The 17,858-nt window shown below is 36.4% G+C and carries 14 protein-coding genes; all 14 read right to left on the bottom strand.

Annotated features, from left to right (window positions below):
- Positions 1-1,974 (bottom strand): polysaccharide biosynthesis protein, encoded by a 1,974-nt coding sequence (locus GRFL_RS00375; RefSeq protein WP_083642484.1) that lies wholly within the window; start codon positions 1,972-1,974, stop codon positions 1-3.
- Positions 1,967-3,136: a DegT/DnrJ/EryC1/StrS family aminotransferase gene (locus GRFL_RS00380; protein ID WP_083642486.1), complete on the bottom strand. Its 1,170-nt coding sequence runs from the start codon at positions 3,134-3,136 to the stop codon at positions 1,967-1,969. The genes GRFL_RS00375 and GRFL_RS00380 overlap by 8 nt, the downstream gene beginning before the upstream one ends.
- Complete coding sequence (locus GRFL_RS00385; RefSeq protein WP_083642488.1) at positions 3,129-3,737, bottom strand: acetyltransferase; 609 nt, start codon at positions 3,735-3,737, stop codon at positions 3,129-3,131. Before GRFL_RS00385 ends, GRFL_RS00380 begins: the two co-directional genes overlap by 8 nt.
- Positions 3,738-4,343 carry a sugar transferase gene (locus GRFL_RS00390; protein WP_083642489.1) on the bottom strand — a complete coding sequence of 202 codons (606 nt, stop codon included), beginning with the start codon at positions 4,341-4,343 and terminating at the stop codon, positions 3,738-3,740.
- A gap of 35 nt (positions 4,344-4,378) precedes the next feature.
- Complete coding sequence (locus tag GRFL_RS00395; RefSeq protein WP_236995848.1) at positions 4,379-5,560, bottom strand: glycosyltransferase family 4 protein; 1,182 nt, start codon at positions 5,558-5,560, stop codon at positions 4,379-4,381.
- Positions 5,541-6,404, bottom strand: a complete 864-nt coding sequence (locus GRFL_RS00400; protein ID WP_169833964.1) for a glycosyltransferase family 4 protein — start codon at positions 6,402-6,404, stop codon at positions 5,541-5,543. Before GRFL_RS00400 ends, GRFL_RS00395 begins: the two co-directional genes overlap by 20 nt.
- Before the next feature lie 288 nt (positions 6,405-6,692).
- Positions 6,693-7,613 (bottom strand): glycosyltransferase, encoded by a 921-nt coding sequence (locus GRFL_RS00405; protein ID WP_158091630.1) that lies wholly within the window; start codon positions 7,611-7,613, stop codon positions 6,693-6,695.
- Positions 7,610-9,400: an ABC transporter ATP-binding protein gene (locus GRFL_RS00410; RefSeq protein ID WP_083642495.1), complete on the bottom strand. Its 1,791-nt coding sequence runs from the start codon at positions 9,398-9,400 to the stop codon at positions 7,610-7,612. Before GRFL_RS00410 ends, GRFL_RS00405 begins: the two co-directional genes overlap by 4 nt.
- Positions 9,401-9,474: 74 nt before the next feature.
- A complete protein-coding gene (locus GRFL_RS00415) occupies positions 9,475-10,671 on the bottom strand; it encodes a hypothetical protein (RefSeq protein ID WP_179946856.1) in 1,197 nt (398 codons plus the stop codon).
- Positions 10,672-10,822: 151 nt separating this feature from the next.
- Positions 10,823-11,806 carry a polysaccharide deacetylase family protein gene (locus GRFL_RS00420; protein WP_083642497.1) on the bottom strand — a complete coding sequence of 328 codons (984 nt, stop codon included), beginning with the start codon at positions 11,804-11,806 and terminating at the stop codon, positions 10,823-10,825.
- A complete protein-coding gene (locus GRFL_RS00425) occupies positions 11,803-12,711 on the bottom strand; it encodes a hypothetical protein (RefSeq protein ID WP_236995849.1) in 909 nt (302 codons plus the stop codon). The genes GRFL_RS00420 and GRFL_RS00425 overlap by 4 nt, the downstream gene beginning before the upstream one ends.
- Positions 12,712-13,013: 302 nt before the next feature.
- Positions 13,014-13,955 carry a GNAT family N-acetyltransferase gene (locus GRFL_RS00430; RefSeq protein WP_083642501.1) on the bottom strand — a complete coding sequence of 314 codons (942 nt, stop codon included), beginning with the start codon at positions 13,953-13,955 and terminating at the stop codon, positions 13,014-13,016.
- Positions 13,952-15,064 (bottom strand): glycosyltransferase, encoded by a 1,113-nt coding sequence (locus GRFL_RS00435; protein ID WP_083642502.1) that lies wholly within the window; start codon positions 15,062-15,064, stop codon positions 13,952-13,954. Before GRFL_RS00435 ends, GRFL_RS00430 begins: the two co-directional genes overlap by 4 nt.
- Entirely contained in the window at positions 15,064-17,265 is a 2,202-nt protein-coding gene (locus tag GRFL_RS00440; protein ID WP_083642504.1) for a glycosyltransferase, read from the bottom strand. The genes GRFL_RS00435 and GRFL_RS00440 overlap by 1 nt, the downstream gene beginning before the upstream one ends.
- Between the last annotated feature and the right edge of the window lie 593 nt (positions 17,266-17,858).

A 17,858-nucleotide genomic window follows, 5' to 3' on the forward strand; every position in this document is an offset into this window, starting at 1 on the left:
TTAGTTTTTTTTGAGTTCTGGGGTCTTATCTAAACGCTCATAAGCCGAGTTATTGCTCTTAAATTCCGGAATTAAATCCTTCAATTTTGCTACAACTTTATCATTCTTCAACTTATAGGCAGACTTGATGATTTTTTCAATTTTATCGTTTATTACTTCATAATCTCTTACAACATCCTGACCAATCATGATCTTTTTATGATGCGTAGGCAGAGTTTTACACTCATCATTCAGTAATTCTTCATATAGTTTTTCACCCGGTCTAAGTCCGGTAATTTTAACCTTAATATGCTTATTAGGTGTATAGCCGGCAAGTTTAATCATTTTTATCGCCAAATCCATAATTTTGACTGGTTCTCCCATGTCGAAAACAAAGATTTCTCCGCCTTTACCCATCGCTCCAGCTTCCAGAACTAACTGACAGGCTTCCGGAATGGTCATAAAATACCTAATGATATCCGGGTGTGTAATGGTCACTGGTCCACCCTTTTCGATTTGCTTTTTGAACAATGGTACCACGGAACCATTCGAGCCTAAAACATTCCCAAAACGAGTAGTAATGAATTTAGTCGTTTCCGGTCCTTTTGCCCGCTGATTATGATAAAGTGATTGGACATACATTTCAGCAGCTCTTTTAGATGCTCCCATGACATTACTGGGATTCACCGCTTTGTCCGTCGAAACCATCACGAAATGCCCAACATTATATTCTACAGCCAGATCGGCTAAATTCTTTGTCCCATGAATATTTACAAAAATCGCTTCATGTGGATTGTTTTCCATTAGCGGCACGTGCTTGTATGCAGCGGCATGGTAGACCACATCAATCTGGTTGTTTGCAAATAGAGCGGCTAACCTTCGGCTATTACTAACATCACTTACAATAGGCCTGAAATTCAATTTCGGAAAGGAATTTTCGATCTCAAGCTGCAAATTATGTAAGGGTGTTTCAGCCTGATCCAGAATGATCAATTTTTTAGGGTTATATTCTGCTACCTGGCGCACGATTTCACTACCAATAGAACCTGCAGCACCAGTCACTAAAATGGTCTTTCCGGTAAGCTGTTCTATTTTATTCTGAACTTCCAGCTCAATAGGATCTCGTTCCAGCAAATCTTCAATCTGAAGGGACTTTACTTTATTGGCGATTGGCTGATCATTTTCATTGTCGTAAGTAGAAACAAGCGGGGCATTATAAACCGCAATATCGTGCTCCAGGCATTCTTCCACCAGCTTGAATTTTTCTTCAGGAGTAAAAGAATGTTCCGAAAAAATAATCGCCTCGGCACCAAGAGATGCAACTTCTTCATGGATTTTTGAGGTATGCTTTAAAACCGGTTTCCCTAATATTTGTAGACTTTTATGGGTGTTATTCGTTAAAAAGCCAACGATTTTGAATCGTTTGGGATGTTCGATGTCCAGTGCACCTGCAATTGAAATAGCATTTTCATCAACTCCCAGAATAACAGCTTTTATTAGTTTTTCGTCCTTTTGAGCAAGCTTAAAATATTCGTAAACCTGTTTTACGCCTAAGCGGAATAAGAATAATAATGAAAAGGAAATCCAAAGGTTGATTAACAAGCCGCCAATCAGGAAAATCTTTTCGTCAATGGAAAAATATACCACATAATTGATGACCACCAGTGTAATAAAGGTACTGATGGTAGCAAGCAAGAGTTTCAGCGCATCAATGTTTGACGAATACCTGATAATTCCTGCGTAGGTCTTAAAAATATAGAAGTAAAAGATATTAACGGCTACCACCATGATCGCTTTATCAAAATAGCTGATCAGGGTATACTGAAATGGTGAAAGATCCAGAAGGATGAGAATGGTAAAAATGATAGAAATCGAAACAAGTCCAATATCAATCAATAAAACCGCCCATCTCGGCAGATATTTGATATTTCTTATATCCAGCGAACGATCAGGATCGGAAAAAATTCTATGTAGGGCTTTCTGAAGTCTACCCATAATTTTTTGAATACTTTGTCAAACACTCCCGAATAGCTGAACCAATTCGATCACGATCTTCATCGCTCAGATTTGAACCACTCGGCAAACATAAACCATTTTGGAACAACTTCTTGGCAATACCCGTGCCATAAAACGGTGCATCCTGGAATACAGGTTGTAAATGCATCGGTTTCCAAAGAGGTCTGCTTTCAATATTTTCCTGCTCCAGGTGCAATCTCAATACTTCACGATCAAAACCACATTGCTCCGGATCTACATGAATTACTGTCAACCAGTGATTACTGAAATAATCAGAATTTGGTGCTTGTTGTACAGTAATTCCTTCAACTTCAGAAAATAAATTTACGTAAAATTCAAACATCTTCCGTCTTTGGGAAACCCTTTCGACGAGTACCTCCATTTGGCCTCTTCCAATTCCTGCAGAAATATTGCTCAACCTGTAATTAAAACCTATTTTACTGTGTTGATAATGAGGTGCGGCATCACGAGCCTGAGTTGCTCTAAAAACTGCCTGATCTTTGATCTCTTTCTTTCTCGTAACCAAAGCACCGCCACCTGAAGTGGTAATGATCTTGTTTCCGTTAAAAGAAAGAATAGAATAATCTGAAAAAGTTCCGCAGTTCTTGTTTTTATAAGTACTTCCCAATGCCTCTGCACTATCTTCAATTACTGGAATATCATATTTTTTGGAAATTTCCTCAATTGCATCAACCTGATAAGGCATTCCATATAGATGAACAGCGATAATCGCTTTAGGCTTTTTACCTTTTTGAATTCTGTCCTGTATCGCATTTTCCAATTCCAGTGGAGAAATATTCATGGTTTGCTCCTCACTGTCCACAAAAATTGGCGTTGCTCCCTGATACGTAATTGGGTTTGCTGAAGCTGCGAAGGTCATACTTTGGCAAATCACCTCATCGCCGTGTTCCACTCCCAACAAAACTAAAGCTAAATGTAAGGCCGCGGTGCCTGAACTAAGTGCGGCAACTTCGCATTCCGACTTTCCGTCATTTTCCAGGAAAACCTGGATATCTTTTTCAAAACCGGTTACGTTAGGACCGAGTGGGGCAATCCAGTTTTCATCAAATGCGGAATGGATATATTTTAATTCTGTTCCTCCCATATGCGGTGAGGAGAGCCAGATTTTTTCTTTACTCATCTTCGGTTTTGTTAAATTTAACGATTTTACCAGGATTCCCAACAACTACTGCATAATCAGGAACATCTGAAATAATGACGGCTCCAGCTCCAATGGTTGCCCATTTCCCAATCTTCACACCAGGAATAAGTGTCGCTCCTGCCCCAATATGCGTTCCTTCTCCTATTTTAGCATTGCCGGTTACCACAGCGCCCGGTGAAATATGTACAAAATCTCCTAGAACCGCATCATGTTCCACGATAGCTCCAGTATTGATAATGCTATGATTACCAATTTGGACATCAGGATGAATAACGGCCATTGCCATTACAACGCTTCCATCTCCAATTTGAATATTTTCTGAAATATGGGCTTTGGTGTGGATGAGCGCTCTACTGAAATTCACAGAAAGTTTTCGAGAAAGTTTTTGCCTGATCTTGTTGTTGCCAATCGCCAGTACTACCTCAGAATTTCCGGCTATCTCAGCAGGTAATTCAACTGAAAAGCCCTGGAAATTTTCAATTTCCGGGTTATCATCAATCACCTGATTTATCTTCAGGTTCCGACTTTGAAGTATGTCTAACACGACTTTTCCGTGCCCACTTGCCCCGTATAAAATCATTTAGTTTCTTCCGTTAAATGGCTCTGTTGTAGCCATATTTCCCGTATTGATTCCTTCGGAAATTAAAACTTTCCTGACTGTCTTAAATAATATCTGCAAATCTACCGAAAAAGAAATATGTTCCACATACCAAATATCGAGTTCAAATTTCTTTGTCCAGCTAATGGCATTTCTGCCATTCACCTGTGCCCAGCCGGTAATTCCAGGTTTCACTTCGTGCCTTCTCGCCTGCCGCGGCGTGTAAATGTCCAGGTATTGAGGTAGTAACGGCCGCGGCCCCACTAAACTCATATCCCCTTTAATCACATTTAATAACTGCGGAATTTCATCCATAGATGTTTTCCGAACAATTCTACCGATCATCGTCAAACGTTCTGCATCGGGTTTCAATTTTCCTGAAGCATCTTTTGCATCAGTCATCGTTTTAAACTTGATGATCTTGAAAATTCTACCATGTAAACCTGGACGTTGCTGATAGAAAAATGGTGTTCCTTTATTCACGATCGCCAATAACACTGTGAAAACCAGGAATAGCGGACTCAGTAGTAAAAAACCGATTGAGGCTGCTAAAAAATCGATCAATGGTTTAAAAAAAGAACGATACATGAATGTTGCGTTAAATGCGGTTAGGCGCGGCGAAATTAACAATGTTTCTGAGCCGCTTCTAATTCTTTATATTCTTTTAACAAAATATGCCAAAATTCCTGTCTTTCATAATTCTCAACCATCAGTCTCCTTGAATTTTCTGAAAGCTGCTCTCTCGTTTCCGGCCGGGAATATAAGGTAAACATGACGGCTTCCAGAGCCTGGGCATCTTTAACAGGAATAATTATTCCATTTGTGTCATTTTCCACAATTTCGTTACATCCATTGATATCGGAAACTATTGCCGGTAAATTCATGGCATTTGCCTGCATCACCACATTCGGAAAGCCTTCTCGGTAACTGGGGAAGGTCAGCACATTAGAAATAGCAAAATACGGTCTTACATCAACCTGGTAGCCAGTTGTAAAGATTTTCGGATGATTTTGAATGAGATCCAGCGTTAGCTCACTTACCGGGTCAAGATCCTGTTCAAAAGGCCCGACTAATAAAAGACTAACGGAAGGTGTTTTTTTGTGAATTTCTGTGAAGGCAGCTACTAGTTCATTAATTCCCTTTTCTTTTACTAAACGTCCCACGAAAATGTAAACGAGATCTTCCTGCGGAATATTTAGATTTTTCCGAAGCTCCACTTTAAATTCTGAAGAATATTGAGAAGGATCGAAATAAGTAGTATCGATACCGTTGGAACTACCTTTTCCTAATACTTTAAGTTTTTCCGGAGAAGCATAATCCAGCTCCAGAATGATCTTCTGAAGCCCAAAAGAATTTGGATATAGGCGAGTGGCGAACCGGTAAGTTAGCTTTTCTACAAAGTCCAGAATTGTTCTTTTTAGACCGGAAGTTTCCAAAAGCGGCAGTCCCGCAACAGTATGTAAGCGCAAAGGCACACCGGCTAATTTTGCAGCGGTCATCCCAATAATGCCAGCCTTAGGAGTGTGAGTATGTACGATTAAAGGTTTTTCTTTTTTCAGAAATCTGTAAAGTTTCAAAAGTGCTTTTAAATCCTGCCATGGGGTTATGGCACGCGTCATTTCTACCCAAAAAGTATCGACCTGATTATCCTCTCCGTATTGATCAAGTCGCTCTTTTTCCGCAGCCACAGCGGTCACCACGTAATATTGGTTCATAAAAGTTAGCTGGCCTTCCAGAAGTTTTTCCAACGACAGCGGAATGGTGGTAATTCTAATGAGTTTCTCTCTATTTCCTTTTTTCTTCAATGTGTTTTGCTATTTTTTCAGCGTAAGCATTCCAAGAAAATTTTTCCTGTAACTTTTGCTTGACATTAGAATTATTTGACAATTTTTCTCTCAAATTGTCATCATTTTTTATTGAAATTATCAAATTTTCCAATTTTTGTTTTTCAGTATTGATTAATACGTCCTCTCCATTTTTAAATTCCTGTCTCACAAATGGAATATCTGGCGCGATCACAGGAATCCCTACTGCTAAATATTCCATCAACTTCAGTGGATGCATATAACTATTTGCCGAATGATGCACGGCGAGATCAAAGCAGTTCAAATGTTCGTTAATTTCTTCAAATGGAATAAAGCCCTTTAATAGAACTTGATCAGTTAATTCCAGAAATTCTACTTGATTTTGAAGATCTAAAAAGCCCGGCCCGCTTCCAATAATGACCAACTTTATACTTTTGTCCTCCATACTAATATTTTCAATTGCTAGAAGTAATTCTGATAAGTTCTTGTGATTATCGATAGTACCAATATATCCGAGTATAAAATCATTTTCAGGATATTGCAGCTTTTGTCTAAGATTTGTTTTATCCAAAGGGTGGAACTTCGATAGATCAACTCCATTAGCAATAACAATATCTCTATTGACAGAAACGTGATCTCCCATAATCATCTTCCTGCTTTCTTCCGTGACAAAAATATTTAAATCAGCACAACCGTAGGCTTTTCTCTCCCATTTCTTAAACGTTCTTTTAAAAATTATTTTGCTAAAAGATTCATCAAAATGAGAACCATTAATTTGAGTACATATAGTTATTTGAGGAAATAATTTCTTAACCTTTCTAATTTGTAAAAAATTAGAATCCATTTGCATTATTAGAACCTCAGGCTTATAAGAATTTAGAGTTTCCAGTAGATCATTAAGGTATAGATTGTTCCGTCGGAAAAAGGATAAAACCTGGAAGAGCCCATTTCTCTTAATCAAATTCTTCCAATTACTCTTTTGATTTTTAGTACTTTTAACTTCAGTCTCGGGAAAAATTCTGACTTCATAATTCGGAATTTCTTTAAGATGACTAAAGAATTCCCTGGATTGAACTCTCCCGCCATGTTGAGAGTAATAAGCCGTGCTGTAGTATAGGATTTTCATCGACTTCTAGATCTTTAAGAAATTAATCAATTTCCCAGAAACAAATTGGAATAAGGCCTGATAAGTTAATCGAGCATTTATAATTCCATGCTTCCATCCAAATTTAAAGGACACCAACATTTTCATCAAAGATTTAATAAGCAAAAATATTACTGCAAAAATGAACTGATTCCTCCAGTAAATTATCAGCAAATTTCTTAATGAATAAAAATTTCTGTGAAGTTTTGTTTGGTCTCCAAAACTGGATCCTGATGGCCGGTAATGTGTGCGGATATCACCATAATTCTTTCTTATTTCGAGCCATGTTTTAGCATCGGTATATGATTTAAAACCAATGGTACCGGCTTTTAAACTCATGTCCAAATCTTCAAAAGAAAAAAATAAACTAGCATCCGGCAAAATTCCTTTTTTGACAATTTCCGCATTTACCAGCAGCGTTTGCCCTCCGGCAACTACATCAATTTCAGCAATTTCTTTCCCCTCTAATTCCTGATTGCTCATGGACCGGATACGACCGGTAATTTTATTAAATTTACCGCCCTTTCCGCAAAACATACCAATAGATTCTCCGGCTCGCTGCAATTCTTCAATGCATTCAAAAAATCTTCTGAAAACTGTTTCATCACGAGGCGGATTATTATCATCTCCCCAGTAGATCCAGTCATAACCTTCAGCAGATAGTTTTTCAAGACCTATCTTGCTACCGCCGGCTGGACCAGAATTATATCCAACGCGGTAATATTCTAAATTTTCGTATCCCAGCTTTTCAATAGCTTCTTTGGTGACATCAGATTCACTATTGTCTACAACCAGTATTTTTTCCGGAGGGAAAGACTGCTCATTTATTTTAGTAATGGTATTTCCTATAATCTCCGGGCGATTATAAGTGATAATAAAAGCAGCAAATTGATTGGTAGTTATTTTCACAGTTCCTGTAATTCTACCATTTTTCGGAAATCCTCATTGTTTTCCAACAAGCTTCGATAATCACCAATCGCTGCAATTTCCCCTTTTTTCAGTAAAATAATGCGATCAGCCATTTTTACGGTAGATAATCGATGAGCTACGATCACGAAGGTAAATTCTCCTTTCAAGGAAAATAAATTGGTCTGGATTTCATTTTCTGTTTCGCTATCAAGATTCGAGGTTGCCTCATCCATAAAAATAATCTCAGCGTCTTTGTAAAGTTCCCTGGCAATGGCTAGCCTTTGCTTTTGTCCACCGCTTACATTTAAGCCGTTATACCCTAAAAGCGTATCCTCTTTCTGCGGCAAATTCTGAATAAATGTGTCAATGGCAGATTTCTTACATATCTTACGGAATCGCTCCAGATTGGTGTCATTCTTCTGGTCCCAGAAGCTGATATTGTTGAAGATTGTATCGTTGAAAATGACCGGGTCCTGGACAATGTAGCCAGTTTTTTCGCGGAAGGAATCAAATTTAAATTCTTTGAAATTGACAGTATCAATTAGATAGCTTCCCTTTCCAGGCATCAAAATTCCGGCAAGAATGTTCAGCAAGGTACTTTTTCCGGCTCCGCTTTCCCCAACAATCGCTACCGTCTCATTCTTTTTAATTTCAAGGCTGATATTATTCAATATGGGTGGGGAATCCTCATAAGCAAATTGAACCCCTTCCAATTTAAGCTGCTGCTGAAAATGGAAAAAATCACGACTCCCTGAATTTTCCGGGTTCTGATATAATTCCTCCAAAAAACTCGTAAGATTCTGAAGGCTTCCGGAAACACCTAAAAACGCATTCCACTGCTCCTGAATGGCTATGTAATAAGTTATGGAACGGTAGAGCAGCAACAAACTGAGTAAAATACTGGCAAACGGACTTTCGAAAAATTGAATGAAAATGACAATTGCCGCAAAAACGATGAGGATGGTGAACGGTTCCCTGATCCCGCTGATAAAGGCTTCTACTATTCCCAGTCGTAATTGGTATTTTTCCAGTTCTTTGATCTTAACTTTCAGGCGCTTGGCGTATGCACGAGCTTTTCCCGTTGCCTTTAAATAATGAAAACTATTGATCTTCTGCATTAGAAGTCCCTGAAATTCATTGCTTTCCGATGAAAATTTAGCCGAATAGAACTTGGTTCTTTTGTAAAAGAAGGTGAACACCAGATTGAGCAACACACCGCCTATCAAAACGATAAATGAAAACCAGAACGAATTATACATGGCTAAAACCAGGTAAACCGCGACTAAAACAAAATAATGTATCGTTCTGAAGTAGCGTCCGTAAGCCAAACTTACACGATTGACCTCATTTCCGAGAATATTCTGAATTCTTCCGGTATCTGCTTTTACAAAATGCTGATAATCGTACTGGCTTAGCAGAAATATACTGCGATCCCTGATTTTCCGCATAAAAATTTGTTGAGTCCAAACGCGGAAAAAAATATCGATGAATTTAAAGATACCTTTTAGACTGAACAGGATAAGGATCAGCAGAAAAACATTCCGAAGATTTAGATCAAACTGAAAATTCTCCAGCAAAAACTGACTATACCGATCCAGTTCAGTCCCTGTTTCAACCGATTCTCCAAACGCCAGTTTGATCAGCGGAATGAATAGTGCCAGACCTACTCCATCAAAAACCCCCATCAATAAACTCAGAATAATACCGATGAAGACTTTTATCCCCAGGTAACGATAAAAGAATCTGAAATAATGAAAATATTGTTGCGGTCTCTTAAATGGGATCATTCAAAGCAGATCTTAACTTCTTTTCAAATCTACATAATTTAAAGAGACCAGATACCTCTATAGATTTGGGTTTATTATTTATTTACCACTTCGGCTTTTTTTCTGGCAGGAATGCCATTACTGTGAGCCTGGAAGTAATACACGACAAATAATAAGAAATACATGATCATGGACTTTTGACGTATCATGATTCCGAGATTGGACATAATAAAAGTCATGGCCAGTGAGGTACCCAAAAAAAGAACCATACTCATCTTCACATTGGAATTGGCGGATTTCCAGAATTTGAAAAAGTCTAATTTGAAAAGACGGGAGAATAAAATGATGTATACCAAATTTTCAATAGACACGAAAACTCCTAAAATTCCCGGTGCATCAAAAAATAAAGGTCGAAACCAAAAAGAACATACTTTTTCCAAGATGCTGTAATTAGCCATATGCAGACCAGAAGTAGCCTCACTTAAATCCCCAGATCTCTTGGAAGCAAATGCCAAAAAATCCTGGATAAGATTATTAGAATCTGATAATTTAACAACACCTAAAATTTTATCCTGAAGCAGGAATAGACTGGCAACCAGAATCAAAATCCCACCCAGTTTAACCTTCAAAGGCAATTGGTTTTTACCAAAAAAGACTCCGTACAGCAGCGCTAATACCAGAAAAAAGAAAATATGAGGTCTTACTGCAAACACCAAGATTGCCGCAAATGCCATTGGTAATATGCGTTTCTCAGGTTTATTCAAAGTATAGGCAAATAACATCAATCCCGAAAAGATAATAGCTCCTTTCCCTAGGGATGCGGACCAGAAATGCATATTGGGGAGAAAAAGAATAAGGGTTAAGAGATTGATGTTTTTGAATATTGTAACCTTGAGATTAATATTTTCTTTGAAAAACAGGTAAGCGAAAAGAAACCCTAAAAACCCTATCCAGGTAAATAATAACATCATCATTTCATAACTGAAATTCAGGTAGTTTATAAATGGATAGGATATGAACTTAATAAAAGAAGTCTCAGTGCCAAGAAAATGCTCCCAGCTCTTACTTGTGGATAAAGTACTTGAAAAATATTTCTTACTGTCAGACGGGTTTGATAAAGCATACAAATAGTAGATCAATCCAAATAGGAGGTGATAAACGTAAACGCACCACATCATATCCTTGGAAAAGAAATCAAATTTTTTCTCGAAATAGGAAAAAATGTTCCTGGTTACCAGGAATAATCCGGCAAACAATAATAAAAATTGAATGTAGGGTAAAATCAAATCCAAATCTTTCGCAATTTTTTACGAATAGATTCTAATTTTAGACCAAAATAGAAATTTGATTAATTGTTGCTATATGTAACAAATTCATGCTGAATTCTCAATAAATTTACTAAATATTACGAATTACTGAGCTATTGTGAAGTTCTAGGGAAATTTAAGACTCCACAGTTTTGTGGAAATGTTGAGCAGCCAAATGAATTTCTTCCATATTTGCGGATTGCATTCCGAATTTACTTTGACATTCTTTAAAATGAGTAATAATTTCTTTCAGTTCCAACAAACTTTCATTTGGAAAATCACCGAAATTATGAGGATGCCACCAAAGATGGAAAATTTCATCATTTTTTGCAGCGTAAGACATTTCAGATTTAATTCTATCCAAGCGAATAGAATTGAATTTTGAAGAATGAGGCCGCAAAAATCTACTTGCTTTTTGAAGAGATATCTGGTTGTTGTAGAATTCTATTTCCGAAATGTGATACGATTTATCTTTCGGCCCTATATAAGCATCTCCAGATCGAAAGATTTTATTCAGTAATCCGTCTGACTGAACATCGTTCCAATACCAGTTTGTAGGATTGATCCTAACCGAGTGTATTCCTAAATCCTGGCAAACCTTAAGGTATTTCTCATTAAATTGATTTCTGGGAAACACTAGAGATTTAATCGCACATCCTTTCCCGGCTGCTAAATCGATAGCTAATTTGAGATCAACACGGAACTCTTCCAGGCTTTGACCTTCTTCCAAGCAGTAATAATGAGAGTAAGTATGGGTGCCAATTTCCTGGCCAGGAGTAGAATAGATTTGATCAAGCAATTCTGGAGCAAAACACAATTCCTCAGGAAGGTTCGAATTATTTAATTTATAGGAATAGGGTGATAATTTTTTATTAATATAAGAAGGTACTTCAGTTGGATTGTGCTGCGACCATTCTTCCCAATCCGCATTAAACAACATTCCTACACTCGCCCAAGTACAGTTAATTTCGTTATCCTTGAATAACTTCAACAGTTGAGGAATAACTTTTCGGGTATTGTGAAAATATTGATGCTTTTGGCGAAAATCTACTTTATCAAATACGCCCCAGAGTAATTCGAAGTCAAGAGATATGACTAGATAAGAATTCAAATTCGTCATGTAGTAATTAATTGCTCTTCTTTAGCCTGAAGGTTTCTTAGTTTCTTAATCTTTACAATTTTTTTGTATTTCTCCTCTGCCAGAAAATAGTAAATCACAAAAAACAAGAAATACATTACCTGTGACTTTTGGCGCATAATAATTCCTAAGTTAGACATCACGAAAACTAATGCTAGTGACGAAGTAAAAAATACAGTCGCGCTCATTTTAACAGTAATCGGAGATTTTTTTATAAACTTCCAAAATCTTTTATTTAAAATTTTCACGAATAAGAGCAGGTAGATAAAATTTTCAATAGATACTATTAGACCTAATACTCCAGGAGCATCGAGAAAAAGCGGTCGAAACCAGAATGTAAATAATTTAATTGGTAACGGATATGAAGTCATATCTACTCCACTACCTGATTTACTTAAATCATCTGCCCGGTCTTCAGAAAAGTTTTCAAAATTTTCAACGAAATTATCCGTATTTTGCATACCTGCCATTGCTAAAATTTGTTCCTGAGCCAATACCAGCCCACCTATCATTCCAATGTAGACCAACAATTTTTTCCAAAAAGCAATTTTTTCTCTACCACTCATATAACCTAATAATGTACCGAAACCGACAAATAGGAGAACGTGGGGTCTAACAAAATAAATCACCGCTCCAGCTAGTATAAGCCTTATTAAACGTTTTCCTGGATATTTAATGGCATAGGCAAACATCATCAAACCAAAAAATATTATCGATCCTTTACCCAAAGAAGCAGTCCAGAAATGCATGTTTGGCAAAAAAAGAATTAAACTCAAAAAATCTATATTCTTAAAAACATTAACTTTAATAGGAATATTTTCTCGAAAAAATAAATATGCAAACAGGAAACCCAAGAATCCTAGCCAACCAAATAAAATCATCATCATTTCGTAATTGAAATGGAGATAATTTATAAATGGATAAGATATAAAATCAACAAAGGTCGTACTAGTTCCAAAGAACTCTGACCAGGATTTAGTATTATTCTGTGGTCTAGAATAATATAACTTGGAATCACTCGCGTTAAAACTTGCATAAGTGTAATAGACAATCTGAAAAAATATATGATAGAGATATAGATTATTCATCAATTTCTTCGAAAAAAATTGATGTTTTTTGGCAAACCCATTAAAAATAGCCTGGTTAATTACTGCCAAAAAAAGTATAAGAAATATTCCTCCAACCATTCCTAGAATAATTCAAGATCACCAATAGTATAATTCCAGGAAGAATCTTCCAGGAATTTCTCATGATCTTTAGACTTGCAAGTTATATTTTTAAATGTCAGAACTGGCCCAAAATTGCCTTTTATCTGAAAATTGCTAAATTTTTCTAGACTATTGTGAGATATGATATTGGCTTTATACTGACTACTAAGTTGATTTATAAACTTCCATATTTTATCTTTACCTATTTGGTCCACGAAAATCATTTCAGAAATACGCAATTCCAAAATCTTACCTCTATCCTTTAAATAGGCCGCTACATAATGATCTTGGTCTGAGGAAATAAAATATTGTTGAATCTTATTTTCAGAATATCTCCAGGTCAAATACTCCATAGATTTTGGAGTGTAAAGTTTAGCATCCTTTAAACGCCTTTGATCATAAATCTTTATTAAATCTGATAAATCGTTCAAGGGTTTTCCATTATCATAGATGGGAGTTTTTCTAGCAGTTTGTAGAAATCTGAACGGTGATTGCGGAATTATTTGGGTACGTACTTTACCAACTTCCCGCCAGCCCATTTTCAGGTAACCTGGTTTACTTTGGGAGTTCGGCGTATTGAAAACAAAATGATCTCCTGCTTGTTCTGCCAGTTCCAAAGCTTTTAAAGTAAGTTTCTTGAAAATTCCCTTGCCCTGGTGGTCTGGATGAGTTGCGGTGTCTACGGCACGAAAAGCGCTGAAAGTTTGGCTTCCCAGTTGCCACTTCCATCGCATAAAGGCCCTTACTCCAATGATCTCACCATCTTCCTCTGCCACCAAAACCAGGCTTTTACCGAATGGATTAGCTACATGCTTGTATTTCCAGACGTCACTAGTTTTCTTGGAAGAAGTTTCACCAAGACTTGCCTTCAAAACTGAAATAATGTCCTCAAGGTCTTCGGTATGTGCTTCTCTTATAATCATTCTGAAAATTCCATGTATGCCTGTTCCAAATTCTTTGTCATTACCTGTAAACTAAATTCGGTTATGACTCTTTCTCTAGCCGCCTTTTGTAATTCTGTTAATTTAGGTCTATCAGTTATCAGGGATTGCAAACGTTCTTTTAGTTCTTCCCATTCTTCCACAGGAACCATTAAACCATCTTTCTCATCTCTAACCACTTCTTTTATCCCGCCAGCATTTGTTGTTACGATAGCGCATTCCATGCTCATGGCTTCTAACAACGCAATAGGCAAACCTTCAAATGAGGAACTCATCATAAAAATATCCATCGCGTTGAAATATGGCAGCGTGTTTTCCTGGAGTCCGGTAAAAATAACCGACTCTCTTAAGTTCAATCTTTCAACTTCCTGCATAATCTCTTCTTCGAGAGGACCTGCTCCAACAATCAGTCCGAAAATTTCTTCTGAAGAAGAATTCTTTAAGTTTCTAAATACCTGTAACCATTCCTTAATCCGTTTTTGAAACCGAAAAACCGAAACCAAGCCTATTACAATGGCATTTTCCGGAATATTATAATGTTCTCTAACGGAAAGATCGTGCTTATTCCGACTAAATTTTTGTGTATTTACGCCATTGAGAATAGTCCTCACCGGTATACTAGGAGAAATATTATTTTTAATAGACTGCGAGACGTCTTCCGAAACTCCAACTGCCAGCGATTGAGAATTAAAAGATTTCTTGTTCAGGAATTTCGTCACAGGATGATAACGTTCCTGCATATTGTGCTCGGTGTATACCATTGGAATACGGGTTTTTCGATGCACTAACCTTCCAACAAAGCCTGCCCAAGGCAAATGGCAATGTATGAGATCAATTTGATGAGAATGACAATAATCAGCAATTTTAGGATATTGCCCAATTAACTGAATATTATTCTTAGCTTCAAAACAGTTTACAATTCCTCCCTGTTCTTCAATGGCCTGAACCATTTGATCTTTCCAGGGCAAAAAATAAATATAATGAAATTCAAATTTTGACTGGTCATGGAGAGCGAGCGTTTCTGGCAACAGCATTTCAGCTCCTCCCCTTCCTAATGACTTAATGATGTGTAGAATTCTGATCTTTTTCATTAATTGAATTTCTTTTCTGCGATAGTGTTCCTGTAAACCTTTACAAACTTCTCGGCTAGAAGGGAATTGTTGAATTTGGATTTAACCAATTCTTTTGCTTTCAGAATTTTATTGGTGTTATCGGAGATAACTACTTGTTTCATCGCCTCTACAAATTGAGTTTCATTATTTGATTCGACAAGATATCCCGTTTTATCATTTAAAACTTCGGAAATTCCACCAACATTATAGGCTACAACTGGCGTTTCAAAATTCATGGCCTCTAATATGACCCCAGGCAGACCTTCTACTAGACTTGGTAACACCAACATAGAGGCGTTTTTTATATACAACTGCGGATTTGGCATTTCACCATGCATGATAACCTTATCTGTCAAATTAGCATTCTGAATCGCATTCTCAATAATCTTTTTCAAAGGTCCATCACCAATTATATGCAAACTCGCTTCTGAAAAAGTTTCAAGAAACCCTTCAAAAATTCTAATCAGTTTGAGATGATTTTTTTCTGAAGTAAGGGAACCAACATGAACAATATTTAGCTTACCATTTTGAAAGGGGCTCGAAATCCTATTTTCTTGCAAACCCAAATTAACCCCATTTGTGATCACAATGCTTTTGTTTGTTGTGGATGGAAACAGGCCATTCAAATCGTTTCTAGAAGACTCCGAAACAGAGACGATTTTATCAACTTTCTGAAATAAAAATCGGTTTATCTCTTTGGAAAGGCTTCCATTGATGTAAAAACTCGTTAAACTGGCATTTCTAAAAACAATAGGGACCTTCCAACCAAATAACTGTCTAGAAATAACCGTATACTTCAGAGTATCAGACGCATTCGCTTGCACGATATCTGGTTTGAATTTCCTAACAATTTCGGCAATTGCCTTCCAGCCAGAATAATCAGTGTACCTTAATGATTGATTTCGCTGAAATGAATTAATTACTTTTGAATAAGGCAAATCAGCTGAACCCTCAAAAATACTATACACCTGTACTTCATGGCCTTTTTGCTCTAGTTCATTTGATAGTTGGCAGCAAAATATTTCTGCTCCGCGAAATTGCTTCTTCTGAATAATCTGAAGTATACGAAGTTGCCCTCTCTTTATTTCAGGTTCAAGAAGGTTTTCATAACAGCTTTCAAATTGTTCAGCAATTTGATTATTTAAAAACTGTGAGTGAATCAAATCTGATGCATTCTGAACAATTTCATCTCTATAATTTTCATCACCTAATATTCGTTCAACTCTTTGTATAAAATCATCTACATCTCCTTTCTGAACAAGTTCGCCAGTTTGGCCACTTTTAATGACTTCACTAATTCCCCCCACATTGAAAGCGACGACTGGGGTACCGCAATACATAGCTTCCAAAATTACCGCAGGTAAGCCTTCAATTAGACTGGGCATAACGAATAAAGTTGCTCTTTTTAAAATTTCCAGAATATCATTTCTATAATCCAGAAAATGCACATTTTTTTCTAAACCCTTCTCCTGAACTTCCTGCCTTATAGCTTCCTGAAGCTTTCCTTTTCCTATTAAAACCAATTGCAGCCTTTGGTTGTTTTTTAAAAGGCATGAGAAAATTCTAATAAGAGTTTCGTGATTTTTTTCCGGCACAAATCCTCCAATATGCACTATAACTGGTCCCTTTGAATATATCTCTTTTAAATCAGGCGATAGGGCATCAATTTTCTTTTCTTCTACACCAATGGTAACGGTTTGAATTTTATCCTCCGAAAATTGAAAAGTTTTAATAAAATCTTTTTCACATTCCTTGCTTACAGAGATGACGTAATCCAAGTTTTTTAAATAAAATTTATTCAATTTATGCTTAAGTGGTGAGTCAATGAAATCACCCATTTTATTTGCATTTCTGAAAACCAGTTTATTTTTCCATTTAAAGAGGTATTTGGAACTTGAACAAAACTTTAAAGTATCAGAGGCATTGGCCTGAATAACATCTGGTTGATATTTATTAATATATTCCGCAAATTTTTTCCAACCGATAAAATCAAAAAGCCTATGCGATATAGGCCTGTTCAAATGGATTTGAGTTCCCTTGAAAGGCAATTCTCCATCTCCAGGATACAGAGTAAGTACCACCACATCATGTCCTTGATCCAGAAGGTGGTTGGATAGTTGGCAAGCAAATATTTCTGCACCTCTTAATTGTGGCCTTTGAATTACTTGAAGAATTTTCAAATTAGAGGATTTTCATAAACATACTTAGAATATTACAAGGCTTTACTCGTTTAAGCAAGTAATTAAAGTACTTTCTCCTTAAACCACTAATCTCATAATTCAAGAAGCTATTTTTTAATAATTGATCTTCAACTAAGTTCAGCATCATTTAAGTATTTTTTATAATTTCTAACCTCTAAGCTCATTAAATAATACACCATTACTTCGAACAAATATTGACCAGTAATTAAATGTTCTCTTAATTTTAAAAAAATGAAATCTTCCAATGATTGTATATCTATCAAATTAAAATTAGTATATAGTAGGAAATTTCTATGAATGTTTTTACATGACATAAAAACAGAGTTAATAATACTATCCTAATATATCATTTTTCACCAATGATTATCCTTTCGTCCTATATCTCAATCTCAACATTCCAAAACAAACAGAAAATTTCAATGGATTCAAATCCGTCCATTTTTCATCTAATTATACCTTATTTCTAATCTATAGAATATAATCAGGAACTAATTTAGAATTGTTTTTCCACTATATTTCCCATTAAAATATCTTATTATTTTTTTGATCTGTAAGTAGCAAGCTAAATTTGA

Source organism: Christiangramia flava JLT2011 (assembly GCF_001951155.1).
GTDB classification, from domain to species: domain Bacteria; phylum Bacteroidota; class Bacteroidia; order Flavobacteriales; family Flavobacteriaceae; genus Christiangramia; species Christiangramia flava.

What these genes read in the sequence shown, in the direction of transcription:
- GRFL_RS00375 (WP_083642484.1), bottom strand. Translation starts at nt 1,974, where the DNA reads ATGGGTAGACTTCAGAAAGCCCTACATAGAATTTTTTCCGATCCTGAT.
- GRFL_RS00380 (WP_083642486.1), bottom strand. Translation starts at nt 3,136, where the DNA reads ATGAGTAAAGAAAAAATCTGGCTCTCCTCACCGCATATGGGAGGAACA.
- GRFL_RS00385 (WP_083642488.1), bottom strand. Translation starts at nt 3,737, where the DNA reads ATGATTTTATACGGGGCAAGTGGGCACGGAAAAGTCGTGTTAGACATA.
- GRFL_RS00390 (WP_083642489.1), bottom strand. Translation starts at nt 4,343, where the DNA reads ATGTATCGTTCTTTTTTTAAACCATTGATCGATTTTTTAGCAGCCTCA.
- GRFL_RS00400 (WP_169833964.1), bottom strand. Translation starts at nt 6,404, where the DNA reads ATGGATTCTAATTTTTTACAAATTAGAAAGGTTAAGAAATTATTTCCT.
- GRFL_RS00410 (WP_083642495.1), bottom strand. Translation starts at nt 9,400, where the DNA reads ATGATCCCATTTAAGAGACCGCAACAATATTTTCATTATTTCAGATTC.
- GRFL_RS00420 (WP_083642497.1), bottom strand. Translation starts at nt 11,806, where the DNA reads ATGACGAATTTGAATTCTTATCTAGTCATATCTCTTGACTTCGAATTA.
- GRFL_RS00425 (WP_236995849.1), bottom strand. Translation starts at nt 12,711, where the DNA reads ATGATGATGATTTTATTTGGTTGGCTAGGATTCTTGGGTTTCCTGTTT.
- GRFL_RS00430 (WP_083642501.1), bottom strand. Translation starts at nt 13,955, where the DNA reads ATGATTATAAGAGAAGCACATACCGAAGACCTTGAGGACATTATTTCA.
- GRFL_RS00435 (WP_083642502.1), bottom strand. Translation starts at nt 15,064, where the DNA reads ATGAAAAAGATCAGAATTCTACACATCATTAAGTCATTAGGAAGGGGA.